A 14,750-nucleotide genomic window follows, 5' to 3' on the forward strand; every position below is an offset into this window, starting at 1 on the left:
TAAATCGCAACTCTTTTCGACCGATGGTTTGGTTTATAAAAACCAATAAAAAACCCCAGCTAAGCCGGGGTTTTTGGGTCTATTTAAGAAAATTAGAAAGAATAACGTGCACCAAGTGCGAATGTACGTGAGTAGATACCGTTACCAAAGTTAAACAGGTTGTCGTTACCTTCACCATAGTAGTTTTGATATACGTCGTCGAGGATGTTCGTTGCATCAAAGGTTACAACAAAGTCATCATTCACATTGTAGCTAAATTGGAAGTCTAAGCTTTGCTCAGGACGATTCCAAAACTGAATCGGGTTAGCAAAGATTGCCGCTTCGTTACCTGTGTAGAACTCAGAACGCCATACATAAGATAAACGCATATCGAATGAATCACGCTCGTAGATACCTACGATGCTGTACGATTCATCAGAAACACCTGCCATTTGTGAATCAACATAACCAGAGATTTCACCTAGCTCATTGAATTCAGGTGTATCTTGCTCTGAGTCAAGCATCGTATAGCTTGCTTGCACACCAAAACCGTTTAAGTACTCTGGTAAGTTTTCTGGGAAGTAAACTAAACCAACTTCTAAACCAGACAGTTCACCGTTTGAAGCATTCACTGGTGCACTTAATACATATGGGCGTGTTACGCCATCATCGCCTTCGCGCACTACTTGCTTACGACCCGCAACAACTAAGCCTTCAATTTCACGGTAAAAGTAAGCTGCGTAAAGTGAACTTGTATCTGCGAAGTACCATTCAAGTGATACGTCATAGTTCTTTGATTCTGTTGGTTTAAGCTCTGGGTTACCACCCGTACCAGTACCGTATGTAGCACCTTCTGTTAATGGATCGTACCAGTATTGCAGCGCGTTTAAGTCAGCAAAGTTAGGCATACGTAATGTTTCTGTGTACGCTACACGGCCCACTACATCATCAGTGATATTCCAGTTAAGTACTAAGCTTGGTAGTAATGCGCTGCTATCAGCACTTGCTGAGCTTTCTTCAAATACATTTGAGTTCATGCCGCCAGATTCAGCAATAAAGTCCATATCTTGCTCGTAGCTTACATAACGTAAACCAAACTCACCGCTGATATCTTCAGTTAAGAAGAAGTTAGTTGTGGCATATAGCGCGTATGAGTTTTCTTCGATATCAAAAGTTTTGTATACGTCTTCAGCTTCAAGGCCGTATACGCTACGAACAGCATCACCGTTATCTAGCATGTAACCACCGTCAGCAGTTACAAAGCTGTCGAAGACGTCAGCACGGCCATCGAAATAATCATCAACTTGGAACACAATACCAGAACCATCACCAGATGCCCCAGCTGCAGCTAATTGCTCAATTAAGCTAGCTACAGATGTGTTTGCAATGCCAGTATCTTGACCACGCGTGTACTCTTGCGCAGTACGTTTTTCGTAACGGCCACCGAATTTCACTTTATCAAAATAAGTACCACCAATTAGGTATTCAGCATCAAATGTGAAAGTTAATGCATCACCCGCGTTACCGCCGCCATTGTCATAAATAGTGCCAGCATTCCAGTTTTCGATAGCAGCCATATCTGCTTCGTTTACCGCTGTGTTTGGGTTATCCCAAAACGCGATGCCTGGTACGCCGTCTTTATCATTAAAATCAACGTCAAGACCCGTCGCTACACGATCAAAACGCATTGCGAAGAAATCTGTTTCGTACTCACTGTCTTGGTAAACAACTTCTGTATTAATGGTTAGGTAATCGCTTGCTTGCCACTCTGCACCTAGCGCATATAAGTAGCTATCTGTTTTACCATATGAAAAGTCACCACTTTGGAAACCGCCAGCACCAATCGCTTGCTTTTCTTTAACCACATTAGTGCCATCAAACACAGTTGGTGTTTCAATGAAACCGTTACCGTTTTCAAACGTATTTGAGAACCACATCGCGTTTTGCGATTCGTTTTCGTAACCTGTGTAGAAACCCTCAGCTGTGATTTCTAGGGTTTCATCTGGTGCCCACTGTAAAGAGACAGACGCAGCCGGGCGCTTACGAAGACCAGTGAATGAAGTACCAAAAATAGCATCACGTGCAAGTAGGTATTCAGTTGGCTCACCATTTACGTCTAAAGTAGAACCTGCCGCAGTCGGTAGACCTAACTCAGTGCCTTGAGTCCAAAATTCATTTGGTACACGTGAGTACGGTGAGTAGTTGTACTGTGGTTTATCAGTAAAGAATGGGAACGCTGCACCCGCTGTGATGGTGTCATCGCGGTAATGTGTTTCAGCATAAGAAATATTGAAAAGTGCACCAAACTCACCAGCACCGTCGATTTCCCAACGATTAGAAAGTAATGCACTGATATTTGGATCAACTTCATCTGGCTGGTCTGAATAGATAGCTCGGGCAGCTAAAACCACTTTCTCGCCATCAAAGTTAAAAGGGCGATGTGTTTTAATATCAATCGCACCTGCGATACCACGTTCAATTTGATCCGCCGAACGGGTTTTATAAACTGTTACGCCTGAAAGTAAACTTGCAGGAATGTCTTGCAGCGCCACATCACGACCCGCACCTGTAAAGATAGCGCGGCCATTAACTGTGGTATTAACATCAGTAAGACCACGGATTGAAACCGCACTTACTTCACCAGCACCACGGCCTGTTGTTTGTACACCTGTCACACGTTGTAGTGCTTCAACTACGTTGTTATCAGGGAATTTACCAATATCTTCAGCAACAATTGCATCCACGATTTGAACGCTTGCACGTTTTTCATCTAGCGCTTTGTTTAAACTGCCGCGAATACCTGATACTTGAATAACCTCCATCTCATCGACGTTATTCTCAGGAGTGTTTGGTGCTTCCTCCTGTGCAAAAGCAAATTGACAGGTAAATGCCATAACTACAGCACTGGCTATGTGTGTTCTTTTAAACATAAGCGGTGTTCTCCAAATTATAGTTATATCGGTCCGCTGAACTTTCCCCATTCAGTTACCGAAGAGTGACCACTGCATTGTGCATCGTGTGTTGTCAAAACGGTGCGCGAGTGTGTCTACATTTTATTATGTTAATACATTGCTGCCTGAACTTTAATCATATTGTATGATTATTTAACAGTCAACTCAAAAAGCCAAATTAAAATTAGTGCCATTATGTTTACAAAAAACGTTGTAATTATAACACGTTACAAACTCAAAAAGGGCTGCGTTTTTATTTTGGGAATTTATATAGACCCATTATTATCAGTCACTTAGCGCTTATTTGTTTGCTTGTTTAATTTGTCTTTAGTTCATCCAGAGCGACAAAAAAGGGCTAACAAGTTATTTACCCGGCGTATTTTGATGCTACTATGATAAAAATACAATAATACAATATAGAGTTATTTTTTGCTGCACTTTTACTGGTTTGTTTCGATGTAAACAATCAGTTACTCAGTATAATCAGGCATACACTGTGTATTATCTGGTCATTTAGAGCGAGCTCTAAGTACAAAAGCTGCAGTTCGAACAACAATTATTAGTCACAGAGGACACTCATGAAGAAATTGAAAGCGTTGGCGCTACCATTACTTTTTTCGAGCAGCTTAGCTGTTGCACAAAACCCATTATTTACCGATGTATTTACTGCAGACCCTGCGGCACTTGTTCACAATGACACCGTATACCTTTATACAGGCCATGATGAAGCCCCTAATAATGACGTGTTTTTTGACATGCACGACTGGTTAGCCTTTTCATCAACAGATATGGTGAACTGGAAAAAACACGGCCCAATCATGAAAGCAACAGACTTTAAATGGGCTAAAGGTGAAGCATGGGCTTCACACATGATTGAGCGTGATGGCACTTTCTATTTCTTTACCACAGTTCGCCACAACGATACAAAACCAGGTTTTGCAATTGGTGTTGCGACTTCTAAATCACCAACAGGCCCTTTTAAAGATGCGATTGGTCACGCGCTTGTTACTGATGATATGACCAAGCACACGCCAAATGATTGGGACGACATCGACCCGGCTATTTATACAGAAGAAAATGGCGATACTTACATGTTCTTTGGTAACCTAATGCCAAAATACGTAAAGCTGAGCGACGACTTACTGTCTCTTGATGGTGAAATTAAAACGCTTGATTTACCAAACTTTACCGAAGCGCTATGGGTTCATAAGAAAAACGACAATTACTATGTTTCGTACGCGTGTGAGTTCCCAGAGAAGATCTGTTATGCCATGAGCAAAAGCATTCATGGACCGTGGGAATATAAAGGTATCTTGAATGAGATAGCCGGTAACAGCGAAACCAACCACCAATCAATTATCGAATACAAAGGTAAAGACTACTTTATTTACCATACGGGTGCCGTACCACCGATTGATGGCAAACCAAGTGGCGGGCGTTTTCGTCGTTCAGTAGCGATTGAGCCACTTTACTACAACGAAGATGGCACACTTAAGCGCATTATCATGACCACTGAAGGTCTGAATAAACAAGACAAGTAATATCAAAAAGGGCTCTTTAAGAGCCCTTTTTAATGCTCAAATGTAATACAAATAAGCAAATTTAACGGAAAATCCCCACTTTCAGATAAGCAAAAAACTTCCCTAATAGCGCAAAAACAGCGAAAAAAACGCCAAAAATGGCAACTTGAAAAAATTAAAATCACGCTGTACATATTGTAAACACTGATACTTCATGTTTACATATCAATTACCTTTGCAAAAGTATTTGCACATTTTAAATCATAATATAAAATTACAATACTACGTTCTTATTAGTTTGATATAGGCGCGCGGCAATTTTATTGACAACAATCGAATAAAAAAATGAATCCCAGTTTCAAGAGGACACATAAAATGAAATTAAATAAATTAGCCATGGTCATAGCCTGCTCTTTGGCTGTGACAGGTTGTGGCAAAGAAGATGGTACTAAGCTTGACACAGCACCAGCGGTTGCCGACCCGCAAAGTGCAAAACCGACTGTAAGCAGCAGTGTTGAATACACTGAATCAGGTAGTGTAATGGTTACCAATGTAAGCGTGCACGATCCTTCTGTCGTTAAAGTCGACGACACATATTATATTTTCGGGTCACACCTTGCTGCCGCTAAATCGACTGATCTCTTGAACTGGGAAATGATTTCGAGTCTTTCAGCTAACGAAGCCGTTAATGAAAGCCCATTATTTGATTACAACTACACAGGTGAAATTGCCGAAGGCATTGAATGGACAGACGGTTTCACAGGAAACTGGGCTGCTGATGTTATTCAGGCGCCAAATGGCAAGTTCTGGTTCTACTATAATCATTGTGCACAAGATAACCCAGATACACCAGATGTTGTTGATGAAGTATGCTGGAACCGCTCTTACCTTGGTTTAGCTGAAGCTGACAATATCGAAGGTCCGTATACAAACAAAGGTATTTTCTTACGCAGCGGTTATCGCACAGAAGCTGAGTTTGCAGCTTACCCACTTGATAATGGCCAGACAACATGGAATGGTGCCGTTGATCCTAACGCCATTGACCCTGCAGCTTTCTATGATGCTGATGGCAAACTTTGGATGGTTTACGGCTCATACTCTGGCGGTATTTTCGTGCTAGCAATGGACGAAGAAACAGGTATGCCAGAAGCAGGTCAAGGCTATGGTAAAAAGCTAGTTGGCGGTGACTTCCGTGCGATGGAAGGTGCATTTGTCATGTACAGCCCAGAAAGTGAATACTACTACCTATTCTTCTCTGTTGCTGGTTTTGATCTTAATGGTGGCTACAACATCCGTGTTGCTCGCTCAAAAACACCGGATGGCCCTTATCTAGATAACGCAGGTAATGACATTGCAGCTATCGGCGGTCTGGAGGTCGGCGAAAAACTAATGGGCGGCTTTGAGTACACGCAAGAACTTGGCGAAACAGCACCAGCATGGGGCTACCAATCACCGGGCCATAACTCTGCTTACTACGATGAAGCGACAGGTCGTCATATCTTAGTTACGCATACGCGTTTCCCGCAAACATCGACTGAGTTCCCAACCATTTCAGAAGCGCACCAAGTTCGCGTACATGAAATGTTCATTAACTCATTAGGTTGGCCTATGGCTTCTCCACAACGTTATGTGCCGCTTGAAGGCGACAACATGGTTGTGGCAGATGAGCTTAACGGCTATTACAAATTTATCAACCATGGCAATGATGTAAATACAGATGCTATTCGCTCAATGCATATTGCTTTAAACGAAGATCACTCAGTAACCGGTGATGATCCAGGTATCTGGTACATGATTGATGACTCAAATATTAAACTTGAGTTAGATTCTGGTACTTACTTTGGCGTGGCTAAATGGCAATGGGATGATGCAACTAAAGCAATGGCTGTCACTGTATCAGCTACATCAAGCGAAGGCGCTACCATTTGGGCAAGTAAACGTGATGAAATTACGGATACTGCAAACGTGCTGGGCACTGTTCAAGAAGCACTTGATATCAAAACTGAATTATCAATTGCTGACGAAGGCTACTCATTACCAACCAAAGGTAAAGACGGTGCTGCAATTAACTGGGAAAGCAGTGATGAATACTACATCACCAGTGAAGGCTCAGTATTCATTCCAACGCCAGATCGCGGTGATAAAGCGGTTACTTTAACTGCTAATATCTCTTTAAACGGCGAGAGCGCAACCAAGACATTTAATGTAAATTTAGAAGCGCGACCAGAGTTTAAAAATGCGATTGCACACTATGCATTCGAAGATTCGCTAAGTGATGGTTTAGGTAACCTTGATGATGCGGGCGTAACAGATAATAACATGTTAAATGTGGATGCTGGTACAGCTGCATACGCAGAAGGTCAAACAGGTAAAGCATTTAACTTTGACGGTGCAACGGGCGTACGTTTACCTGATGAGTTAGTAACAGGCGATGAGTACACTATTTCGTATTGGTTTAAGCCAACTGTACTAACTAACTTTACGCCTACATTCTTCGCATCAACGTCTGATGCACGTTGGATGAGCTTGATCCCAGGTAGTACCCACTTTACAACAACACCAATGCTTTGGAGTCGTTACTTAGCTGATGATGGCACAGATATGTGGAACCAAATCATCTCTGACTCACCAGCAGTAATGGATTGGAATCATATTGCAATCACTTATGCTAATGGCACTGCAACACTTTATCGTGATGGTGTACGTGCAGGTTCGATGCCTCGCCCTGACTTCTTTAGCGAACAAACAGGTAACTTTGCCCTTGGTGTGAACTACGGCTGGGACTTACCTTTCCAAGGTCAAATTGATGAATTCATCGTTTATGACTACGCGCTAAACGGCCTAGACATTAATGGTGCGGCTATCAATAACCTGACAGATCCGACTAAATTCGAAGACTTCATTACGGATGCGCTTGATTTAGGTGATGTATCGGCAGTTCGTGATAGCTTTGAATTACCACGAGTCGGTCCATTTGTATCTGGTATTAGCTGGACGTCAAACAACGAAGAGTACTTAAAACCGGTTAATGGTACAGCTGTTGTGACACAACCTAGCGCCTCTGCTGGCGACCAAGTAGTGACATTAACTGCAACTATTAAGTACAAAGACTTTACTGATACTAAGTCATTCGATGTAACCTTAAAATCACTTGCACCTGCAGAATACAGCTTCGAAGGTGACCTAAGTGCATTAAACGGTGCGTATGCAGCGGGTAAGCCAACGGGTGGTTTCATCAACAACACTGGTGGTAACGTAACTTTTGTTGACGGTATCATGGGTCAAGCAGTATTCCTTGAAGGTTCAGGTGTTCGTCTACCAGATAACTTAATCACGACCAATGACTACTCAGTATCTATGTGGTTAAAACCTGAAACCTTCACTGATTACACTACAGCGTTCTTCGCAGGTGCAAGTGCAGGCTCTTGGTTAAGTTATGTGCCATCTATGGCAGGTACAGGCCTAACTCGTTTATGGGCAAATAACGGTGCCTTCTTCGATAATGCTGAACTAGATAGCCGTATTCCAGCAAAAGAATGGACACATGTTGCATTCACTGTTGATGGTACGAACGGTGATGTGTTGAAGATGTATGTTAACGGTGAATTACAGCTAGAAACCGATGGCTTCCCACGTGTATTCACGGTTCCTGGTGAAACAAATGAGTTTGCTCTCGGTGTTAACTACTGGGATACGCCATACCACGGTGCTATCGATGAACTGAAAATTTTCAACGGTGCGATTAGCGCTGAAGAAATAAAAGCACTCTTTGATGCAGCAGCTGCACAAGAGTAACAAAGTGAGGTGAGCTGCCTCACCTCAACTATTTGTTGTCTGGAAAAGCCGGTTAAAAAAGCCGGCTTTTTTTCTAAAGCTCACGTACCCTTTGCCGATACATAGCTATCTTTACCTTTTAACTCAATCATTATGGCTATTATTAACTCATTATCAAGTGCGTTAACTATCTCAAATGCAGATAAAGCAAGCAGTAATACCAACTCCAAAGTCGGCTACAAACTCAGCAGCCAAGAGATGAATAAACTCTCTGGTCGTGAAGTAGAGCCCACACAAAAAGAAGAAGTATCTAGCGAACTCCCTGCGCATATCCGCAAAATGGTTGAACAACTAGAAAAACTCAAAGAACAGCTTGAACTTGCCAAAGAGCAATTAGCCAAACTGCAAGCACTTAAAAACCAAGAAGATGAAGCGGTTAAAGTGCAAGTTGAAACACAGACCAAAATGGTCATGGAAATCCATACGCAAATAATGTCTCTTAGCCAATCAATTAGCGACGCGCTAAAAGAAGCAGGTATAAGCGATCCCGGTGTATTGATGAGTGTGTTGGTATAAAGTTCAGACCTCTGGCTTTAAACAGTATTGATTACGACCGCTCTTTTTAGCTTCGTACAGGTTTTCGTCGGCCTTTAAGAAAAGTGTCTTCCAATCTCTTGGAGATTCAGGAACAGTCACCCCGCCAATTGAAATAGTTAAGTAGCCACAGGGTGAACCTTCATGAGGTAAATGCTCTTCGTGCAATAGGTCTATTATTCGTTTTGCCACCAACTGACAGCCTTCATAGTTAGTGTGTGGAAGAACAACAGCAAACTCCTCACCACCCCAACGTGAAATAAAATCAGTGTCGCGTGCTAATGCTCTTTTCACAGTGTTAGTAACTGATACAAGCGCTGCATCACCTGCCAAATGGCCATAACGGTCGTTATATTTTTTAAAATAATCAATATCCAGTAATAACACAGAGACTTCGGGTGACTCGTACCTTGCACTCAGTTGATTCATCACCACTTCTAAATAGCGTCGATTAAAAACTTTCGTGAGCGAGTCAATCATTGATGCTTCTTTATGTTGCTCAAGCAAAGCACTGTATTTCAGCTCTTTTTCTACACGTTTTTGAAGTGTTACGGCACTGTAGGGTTTAGCAATAAAATCATTACATCCTGCGTCCCAAAACTTATATTCAAAGTTTGTATAATTTTCGCCCGTCAACATGATTACGGGCGTATGCTCAAACGCAGGAACACTACGAATGGTTTGACATAGGTCGATACCGTCCATACCGGGCAACCGATAATCAAATAAGAAAAGTGATACTTTTAGATCACCTAATTGCTCTAACAATGCTTCAGCTGTTGAGAAGCGGCTAACATTATATTGAGGTGATAACACTTTGTTGATAATAGTAAAATCAAGATCACTGTCTTCAACCAAAACAACATTGCTATCAAGCGTTGCTTTACTCAGGTCTTTTTCAGCTTTTTTTCGTAACGAATTAAGCGAACTATCCATATAAAGTTTACCCTTGCTGGTTCATCGTTGAGGGTAGTTTGCATTATCAGGGTTTTCAAGTGACGGCAAATAGCTAAGGCCCAACATTTGGGTAGTATATTTCTGGCCAAAGCCAACTTTACTCTTGTAACTCTCCCCTCACTAACTCCCTCTTACCTCCCTAAAAAGGGGCAAAACACAGTGAAAATGCGGGCTCTGAATTATCGATCAAGCAAATACGAAACTTCCTTAACCATTAAAAACACAAAATTTTAAGCGCTTACTTTAAAAAATAAGCAGTAAAGAAACATAGTTTTTATATTTAAAAAACAAAAGCATATAATTTAAAGTAAACCTAAACACTTCACTCTCAGTTAAAACGAGCAAAAACAAAAAATAAGAAATAAGTATTAATTAGCTATTTCAACAACCCTCTCATAGCACTTTTTTAGTATAGAATTTAACCAACCCAAACGTAAGATGGCTGCATCCCATGAATTAAGTAAGGTCATTCTATGCGTAACATTTTATTAGTTTCAGTAAATGGATTTACGTTTAAAGCATGTTTATTGATTACATGTTTATGGATGAGCTTTTTTGCTCAAGCAAAAGATTCAACTTCAATTGAAACAGCAAGAGCATGGCTTAAGCTTGTTGATAGCGGCCAATACGTGCAAAGTTGGCAGCAAACAGATCACATATTTCAGACAGCCACACCAGAGCCAAAATGGCGCTTGGCATTAGAGCAACTTCGTATTCCTCTTGGTCGCGTAATGTCTCGTACTTATTTTGATGTACAAGAATATTCATCACTACCCGGAATGCCTAATGGCGAATATTTAGTGGTTCAATTTCAAACAAGCTTCACTAATAAGGAGCATGCCTTAGAAACTCTGAGCCTGAGTAAAAATAGTGGCCAATGGCAGCCTTTAGGTTATTTAATTAATTAGGGGTTATGAAGGTGTAGAGGTTATGTTGGGTTTCGCCTCGCTCTACCCAACCTACCCAAAAATGAACAGAGCAAGTGCTGAGAGGTACGCCACACATAACAACCCCACCGCTCAGCTTGGAACTTTACTCTCGCTAACTTACAGTCTTCAGCCACAAAAAAAGCCACTCATAAATGAAGTGGCTTTGGTTGAGTCGATTTTTTACTTATAACTTAATTTGGTTCACGCAGATGGAACACTTGGCACTTGTTACCTAAATCAGGTTGTTGTGCGAAGTTAGTGTTTTCAGCTAAACCACAGTTACTTAAACCAAGTGCTTGCTTTGTGTAGCGGTTGATCAGCATAACACCACCGCCTTCTACCGGAGCAATACGCCACTGTGCTGTTTTCGCTGCACACGAAGCCATTTCTACGTTGGCACCTGGTACTAAGGCGTTATCAGCTACCGCAGCACAGAACTCGCTGTCAGCGCTTTGTTTAAGGCTTACATAGCCTGTATCTGTTGGTGTGAATAACCATTGCTGTGCATTTTTATGCGTGTAAGCTTGTTGCTCAACATTGGTACCTGCTTTAACTGTACCAGCCACGCTAAGTGCTTTACCACTTTGTTGGCTTAATACTACAACACTGCCCATAGGGCGTAATTGCCAGTCGCCACACGCTGTTGCGTCGCTTTGCTGTAAAACCGCTTGGTTTTGTGCAGCAGAACAACCTGCAACCGCTAATGGCTTGCCTGTGTAACGGTTAGTAATAGAGACATTACCATCTGTGCTTGGTGCTACTTTCCATTGCTGGCAGAAGTTATTGCGCCATGCTGCAGATTGTACTTTAGCGTTATCGGCATCATTACAGCTTTCAAGCTCTAAGAACTTGCTGTCTTCACGGTTAGCTAAACGAACAAAACCATCTGTTGTTGCATCAATAACCCATTGACCATTGGTGCTTGCGCACTGACGTTGTACTGCACGTGCATCTTGTGGATCAGCTGCAATGTCTAAACATAAGCCGCTTGTTGCATTCACTAATTGATAGCGCTGACCTTGCACTCGCGTTACTAGTGGGCCGTATTCACCTGATGGCGGTGCGACTTCAACGCCTGGTGTTAATGGTTTTCCAAAGCTTGGTGTACCATCGTCATTCCAAGTAAATTTTTGCGCACGTAATGAACGAGTCGCGCTACAACCGTGCTCTACCGAATCATTACCATGATAAACTAACCAGTCTTCTGTACCGTCTGGCGATGTGAAAAAGCCGTTGTGACCAGGCCCAAACACTTCTTCTGTACGCTCAAATACTGGCTTGTCGTATTTCTTCCAGCTGCTCGCTTTTAGCGGATCGTCACCAACAAGCTCAAGCATACCTAGTTTGTAATCAGGAGTATTACAGAAGCTCGCTGAGTACGTCATAAACGTACGGCCATTGTGCTGTAAAATTTCAGCGCCTTCAGTTACTTTACGACCACTGATTTCCCAATCTAGCTCAGGACGCGTGATCACCGTATGCGGTGAGTTCTTCTTCAGAGTCCATGGGTTTTCCATTTCAGCAATAATGTTTAATTGCTGATCACCCTGCCATTGTGAGTAGATCACATATAGCTTGTCTTTGTATGTTAGGTAGTTACCGTCGATGTTCCATACGTTAGGCATTAATGCGCCCTTGTATTCGTATGGACCCATAGGGTCATCACCAGCACTTTCTAATACGTTTAAGTGTTGGTTATCTAAAGTGCCATCAGTACCGGCTGTGTACATCATGTACCAACGGTAGCCGTTTGGCCCTTTTAGACGGTGGAACTCAAACGCCCAAAAGTTACAACAACGCTCAGGGTTTGAATCAGACCAAACATTGATAGGTGTTGCATCAGCAAGGCCAGCTAGTGTTGGTGATTTACGCATCACTAACTCAGATGTCCATGTTGTTGTAGTTAGGTAATAGTTACCATCCCAATACTCAAGCCATGGATCGGCACCATTAGGAAAAAGTGGGTTGGTAAAAATACCATTATCTTGAATTGGCGCTTTTGCTGTGGCTGCGACATCTGCTTTGGCTGTGTTGTCTTCAGCCGTAGTCTGACAGCCCGTCAGAGCGCCAAAAGACAAGGCAAATAGGCTAGCTAAACCGGCCTTATGCATTGCGCTTTTGAGCTTTGTTGTTTTCACGTTTGTGTTCCTTTATTTTGTACCAAATTCGTACACGATGCGTGTTGAATACACGTCACCTGGCAGTAATGTTGTGCTTGGGAACGTTGGCTGATTTGGTGCATCAGGAAAATGCTGTGGCTCTAAGCAAAAACCACTTCTGAAATTATGCACTAAGCCAGACGCTTGCTGAGTACTACCGTCTAAAAAGTTACCTGAATAAAACTGTACCGCAGGCTCTTCTGTGTAAACTGTTAACGTACGGCCAGAGTTTGCTTCGTAAACCGTCGCCGCTTCAATAAGTTCATTACTTGGCGTGTCTTTAAGCACAAAGTTATGGTCATAACCTTTACCAAGTTTCAGTTGTTCATTGCTTGCTTTGATATCTTGACCGATTGCTTTAGCAGTTCGGAAGTCAAACGGTGTGCCTGCCACATCCATCAACTCACCAGTTGGGATCAAGCCGCCATCCACAGGGGTAATTGCTTTTGCGTTAATTTGCATTTGGTGATCAAGAATGTCGCCTTTACCCGCTAGGTTAAAGTAGCTGTGTTGCGTCATATTGATGATGGTAGGCTTGCTTGTTGTAGCAATAAACTGCATATCTAGCGTGTTGTTATTGGTTAGTGTGTAAGTCACTTCGGTCGTTACTTCACCCGGGTAACCTTGGTCGCCATCAGGGCTCACTAAGCTTAAGGTAACACCTGCGCTGTTTTGCGTCGTGAACGGTGTCATGTTCCACACTTTTTTATCGAAACCTTGCACACCACCATGTAAATGGTTGTCACCATCGTTAGTCGCTAATTGGTATTCAGTGCCATTTAGGGTGAATTTACCGTTTGCGATACGGTTACCGAAACGACCGATGATTGCACCATAGTAAGTTGTCGCTTTTGTGTATGCCTCTAGGTTATCTAAACCCAGTACAATATTACCCATTTCGCCTTTTGCATCAGGTGTTTCAATACGCGTGATAATGCCACCGTAGTTGATCACATCAACGCTAATACCATTGCTGTTCGTCAGTGTTACTTGATTAACGGGTGTTTGGTCAGCAAGTAAGCCATAGGCTGTCATTGATGCTGAAGGGGAAGTCGTCATATTGTCTCCTTGATGAGCACACGCTGGTGTAAGGGCAATCCCACATGTCACCAACAATGCATAAAGCCCGCGCGACTTTTTCGTGTTCGAACCGGCTGTTTGATGAGTTGTTTTTAAACCTTGGAAAACACATTGCAATGACATATGAATAACCTTTTTGTAATTGTATTTATAGTTTTATAATACAAATAAGGGTGTCATTGCAAATTTAATCGCTAAAGTTGGATTTTGCCGTCTTTCACCATGATGCAATCCATCCCCGCACTTTTGGCCGCTTGGTAACCAATTTGCGTGTCTTCGAACACTACGCATTTACTTGGTTCAACATCTAAAAGCTCTGCTACTTTTAAGAATGTTTCAGGGTTTGGCTTGCCTTTACTTACATCACTTGCAGTCACTAAGGCACCAATTTTATTAATTAAATTAGTATCTGTTAGATGAGCAATTGCATGTTCGCGGTCAGCGCCTGTGCCCACGCCCATAGGTAATACACCATGGTATTTCTCAAGTACAGCAACTGTTTCGTCAATCACCTGTGGATGGTGCTGTAAATCAACCCAAAACTGGTGTTTATCTTTTGCTACAACCAGAGGATCGTGCTCTAAGCCAAATTTTTCGTTAAGCATTTCAATGGTTTTAACGGTCGGTATGCCACCCAAGCTATACATGTAGTCGTAATCAAATGGATAGCCATAGACTTCACAGGTTTTTTGCCATGCCTGTAAGTGACTGCCCATTGAGTCAATTAAGGTGCCATCCATATCAAAAATAATGCCTTGGTAGGCGCTTAAATCGATCATATCTACTCCTAAAAAGTTTCGCTTCACA

Annotated in this window: 9 protein-coding genes; 4 read left to right on the top strand and 5 right to left on the bottom strand. The window is 42.3% G+C overall.

The genetic code is table 11. The annotated features are described in order from the left end of the window. Positions 1-92 precede the first annotated feature (92 nt). Complete coding sequence (locus E5N72_RS02130; RefSeq protein ID WP_135923039.1) at positions 93-2,909, bottom strand: TonB-dependent receptor; 2,817 nt, start codon at positions 2,907-2,909, stop codon at positions 93-95. A gap of 599 nt (positions 2,910-3,508) precedes the next feature. Here E5N72_RS02130 and E5N72_RS02135 point away from each other — a divergent pair. The 3 genes from E5N72_RS02135 (at position 3,509) to E5N72_RS02145 (ending at position 8,800) form a co-directional block, all read left to right on the top strand. Further along, entirely contained in the window at positions 3,509-4,471 is a 963-nt protein-coding gene (locus E5N72_RS02135; RefSeq protein ID WP_135923040.1) for a glycoside hydrolase family 43 protein, read from the top strand. 354 nt (positions 4,472-4,825) lie between these two features. Continuing rightward, on the top strand, positions 4,826-8,245 hold the full coding sequence (locus E5N72_RS02140; RefSeq protein WP_135923041.1) for a LamG-like jellyroll fold domain-containing protein: 3,420 nt from the start codon (positions 4,826-4,828) through the stop codon (positions 8,243-8,245). A gap of 132 nt (positions 8,246-8,377) precedes the next feature. Further along, entirely contained in the window at positions 8,378-8,800 is a 423-nt protein-coding gene (locus E5N72_RS02145) for a hypothetical protein (RefSeq protein ID WP_135923042.1), read from the top strand. A gap of 3 nt (positions 8,801-8,803) precedes the next feature. Here the strand turns inward: E5N72_RS02145 and E5N72_RS02150 are convergent, their stop codons facing one another. Then, positions 8,804-9,754, bottom strand: a complete 951-nt coding sequence (locus tag E5N72_RS02150) for a diguanylate cyclase (RefSeq protein ID WP_135923043.1) — start codon at positions 9,752-9,754, stop codon at positions 8,804-8,806. Between the two features lie 494 nt (positions 9,755-10,248). Between E5N72_RS02150 and E5N72_RS02155 the strand changes: the two genes are divergently transcribed. Next, complete coding sequence (locus E5N72_RS02155; protein ID WP_135923044.1) at positions 10,249-10,683, top strand: DUF4019 domain-containing protein; 435 nt, start codon at positions 10,249-10,251, stop codon at positions 10,681-10,683. A 212-nt stretch (positions 10,684-10,895) separates the two neighbouring features. Here E5N72_RS02155 and E5N72_RS02160 read toward each other — a convergent pair whose 3' ends face one another. The 3 genes from E5N72_RS02160 to E5N72_RS02170 all read right to left on the bottom strand — a co-directional run bounded on the left by E5N72_RS02160 (position 10,896) and on the right by E5N72_RS02170 (position 14,722). Continuing rightward, on the bottom strand, positions 10,896-12,842 hold the full coding sequence (locus E5N72_RS02160) for a family 43 glycosylhydrolase (RefSeq protein WP_240704484.1): 1,947 nt from the start codon (positions 12,840-12,842) through the stop codon (positions 10,896-10,898). A 12-nt stretch (positions 12,843-12,854) separates the two neighbouring features. Then, positions 12,855-14,066, bottom strand: coding sequence for an aldose epimerase family protein (locus E5N72_RS02165; RefSeq protein ID WP_135923045.1), 1,212 nt, complete (start codon positions 14,064-14,066; stop codon positions 12,855-12,857). 71 nt (positions 14,067-14,137) lie between these two features. Next, complete coding sequence (locus E5N72_RS02170) at positions 14,138-14,722, bottom strand: beta-phosphoglucomutase family hydrolase (RefSeq protein WP_135923046.1); 585 nt, start codon at positions 14,720-14,722, stop codon at positions 14,138-14,140. Positions 14,723-14,750 lie beyond the last annotated feature (28 nt).

It is taken from the genome of Pseudoalteromonas sp. MEBiC 03607 (genome assembly GCF_004792295.1).
In the GTDB taxonomy this organism is placed as follows: domain Bacteria; phylum Pseudomonadota; class Gammaproteobacteria; order Enterobacterales; family Alteromonadaceae; genus Pseudoalteromonas; species Pseudoalteromonas lipolytica_C.